This window comes from Cetobacterium sp. (assembly GCF_048470075.1).
Lineage (GTDB): Bacteria > Fusobacteriota > Fusobacteriia > Fusobacteriales > Fusobacteriaceae > Cetobacterium_A.
On record NZ_DBGBQB010000128.1, the window covers coordinates 1 to 2,976 of the forward strand.

At 35.8% G+C, this 2,976-nt stretch carries 3 protein-coding genes; all 3 read right to left on the reverse strand.

What is annotated here, in order from left to right; all coding sequences use genetic code 11:
• The coding region (locus tag ACMOUI_RS04595; protein ID WP_418964559.1) for an electron transfer flavoprotein subunit alpha/FixB family protein at positions 1 to 989 on the reverse strand (989 nt) is incomplete at its 3' end.
• A gap of 22 nt (positions 990 to 1,011) precedes the next feature.
• Positions 1,012 to 1,797 carry an electron transfer flavoprotein subunit beta/FixA family protein gene (locus tag ACMOUI_RS04600; protein ID WP_418964560.1) on the reverse strand — a complete coding sequence of 262 codons (786 nt, stop codon included), beginning with the start codon at positions 1,795 to 1,797 and terminating at the stop codon, positions 1,012 to 1,014.
• Positions 1,798 to 1,816: 19 nt separating this feature from the next.
• Complete coding sequence (locus ACMOUI_RS04605) at positions 1,817 to 2,962, reverse strand: acyl-CoA dehydrogenase (protein WP_418964561.1); 1,146 nt, start codon at positions 2,960 to 2,962, stop codon at positions 1,817 to 1,819.
• Positions 2,963 to 2,976 lie beyond the last annotated feature (14 nt).

A 2,976-nucleotide genomic window follows, 5' to 3' on the forward strand; every position in this document is an offset into this window, starting at 1 on the left:
TTTCTAATCTCTTCAACTAAATAAGTTGCTGTTTTTCCTAAATCAGTTACTAGTCCTAAATCTGCTACTCCAAAAATAGGTGCCGCTTTATCCTTATTTATAGCTATTATGTACTCTGACTCTTCCATACCAGCCAAGTGCTGTATTGCTCCTGAGATTCCAAATGCAAAGTATACATCTGGTCTAACTGTTTTTCCTGTTTGTCCAACCTGTCTGTCATGGCTAACAATTCCAGCATCAACTAACGCTCTAGAAGCTGATGCAACTCCACCAAGTTCATTGGCAAGAAGTTCTAAATTATCAAATCCACCTTGAGCTCCAACACCTCTTCCTCCTGAAACAAGTATCTTAGCTTCTGTAATATCAACTTTTGCTTTAGCTTCCTTTATTATATTTAAAACTTTTACTTTCATTTTTGAGTGATCAAAATTAATTTTAAAATCTGTAATTTTTCCCTCTCTGCTCTCATCTTTTGATAGTCTTGTCATAACACCTGGTCTAACTGTTGACATCTGTGGTCTATGATCAGGACAGATTATTGTAGCCATTAGGTTTCCACCAAAAGCTGGTCTTGTCATTAAAAACTCTCTATTTTCTCCAATCTCTAGCTTTGTGCAATCAGCAGTAAGCCCAGTCTCTATTCTAGATGAGATTCTAGGTCCTAAATCTCTTCCCAAAGTTGTAGCTCCAATTAGTACAATCTCAGGTTTTCTCTCATTAATAACCGTTGAAAACGCTTGAGTATACGCTTCTGTATCATAGATTGCAAGTTCTTTTGAATCTACAACCACAACCTCATCTGCACCATAGGCAATTAACTCTTTAGCTAAATTTTGGATATTATATCCTAAAAGTACTGCAGTAACCTTTTCATTTAAAGTTGCTGCCAACTCCTTTCCTTTTCCTATTAGCTCCAACCCAACATTTTGTAGTATCCCCTCTCTTTGCTCAGCAAAAACAAGGATTCCTCTATATTCATTTAAATTCATGACATTCTCCTTCTTTAAAATTTTAGATTATAAATTTTTCCTTTAATTTTTCAACAATAATTTTTGCTGCTTCTTGAGGGTCAACTTCATAGAGTTGTCCAGCTGCTTTAACACCCTTAGTAAATGATTTTTTAACTTTTGTAGGAGAACCTTTAAGTCCTAATTTTTCCTCATCTACATCTGATAATCTATCTACTCCCCAAATTTCAACCTCTTTATTAAAAGCCTCTACAATGTTTCTAACATTCATATATCTAGGTTTATTTGCTTCAGCTAAGATTGTCATTAAACAAGGTGTTTGAACTTGAAGTAACATGTATCCCTCTTCAGTGGCTCTTTTTACTTCAAATGTATCCTTTCCATCAAATTTAATATCATTTACATATGTAATCTGTGGAAGGTTTAAAAACTCAGCTATCTGTGGACCAACCTGTGCAGTATCTCCATCTATTGCTTGTCTTCCTGCGATAATAAGGTCATAATCTAACTCTTTTAAAGCTGCTGATATCGCGTGAGATGTAGCTAGGGTATCAGCTCCAGCGAATTTTCTATCTGTTAAAAGGATTGCTCTGTCAACTCCCATAGCGATAGCTTCTCTTAAAGCTGAGTCAGCTTGTGGAGGTCCCATTGTTATAACAGTGATATGTGCTCCAAATTTATCTTTCAGTTTTAATGCCTCTTCCAATCCACCCTTATCATCTGGATTTATGATGCTTGGTACTCCATCTCTAATAAGAGTTCCCTTAACAGGATCTAGTCTAATCTCTGTAGTGTCAGGTACTTGTTTTATACATACAACTATTTTCATTCTGTTTAATCCTCCTAATTTACTTTAGTATTGATCCTGCAATAACCATTCTTTGAACCTCTGATGTTCCCTCATAAATCTCAGTAATTTTAGCATCTCTCATCATTCTCTCAACAGGATACTCCCTTGTATATCCATACCCTCCATGAAGTTGAACAGCTTTTGTAGTTACATCCATAGCTGTTTCAGCAGCAAATAGCTTTGCTGTAGCAGCGTCAAGTGAGTAGTTCTCTTTTTTTGATTTTTTCCAAGCAGCCTTATAAACTAGGTTTTTCGATGCTTCAACTTTTGCATACATATCAGCAATATGGAACTGTGTATTTTGGAATTGAGAAAGAGCTCTTCCAAACTGCTTTCTCTCTTTTACATACTTTATAGTTTCATCTAAAGCTCCCCCTGCAATTCCAAGAGCTTGTGCAGCAATTCCAATTCTTCCTCCATCAAGAGTCATCATGGCAATTTTAAATCCTTTTCCTAAAGCTCCAATTAAGTTATCCTTTGGAATTCTACAATCTTCAAAGATTAACTCACATGTAGCAGAACCTTTAATTCCAAGTTTTTTCTCTTTTTTTCCTACAGAGAATCCAGGTGTATCAGCTTCAACTATAAAAGTTGATATACCCTTTAGTCCAGCTGATTTATCAGTCATAGCAAATATAATATAAACATGGGCATATCCTGCATTTGTTATAAATATTTTTGAACCATTTAATACCCATTCATTAGTTTTTTCATCAAACCAAGCGGTAGTTTGTTGTCCGGCAGCATCAGTACCAGCATTTGGTTCAGTTAAACCAAATGCTCCAATCCATTCACCAGAAGCCATTTTAGGAAGATATTTTTGCTTTTGTTCCTCAGTTCCAAACTCTAAGATAGGAGCAATACCCAAAGATGTATGAGCAGAAAGGATAACTCCAGTGGTACCACAAACTTTTGAAAGCTCTTCAACAGCCATAGTGTACATAATTTGATCTCCCCCAGCACCACCGTATTGAGTGGGTACAACAATTCCCATAAGTCCAGTTTTACTCATTTTTTCTACAGTTTCAATAGGGAATCTCTCCTCCTCATCAATTTCAGCAGCAAGAGGTTTAACTTCATTTTCAGCAAAAGCTGTAATCATTTGCTTAAAAAGTTCTTGCGATTTAGTTAATGTAAAATCCATTTATTTCCTCCTAA

Coding starts and splice junctions, on each gene's coding strand:
- ACMOUI_RS04600 (WP_418964560.1), bottom strand. CDS start 1,797: ATGAAAATAGTTGTATGTATAAAACAAGTACCTGACACTACAGAGATT.
- ACMOUI_RS04605 (WP_418964561.1), bottom strand. CDS start 2,962: ATGGATTTTACATTAACTAAATCGCAAGAACTTTTTAAGCAAATGATT.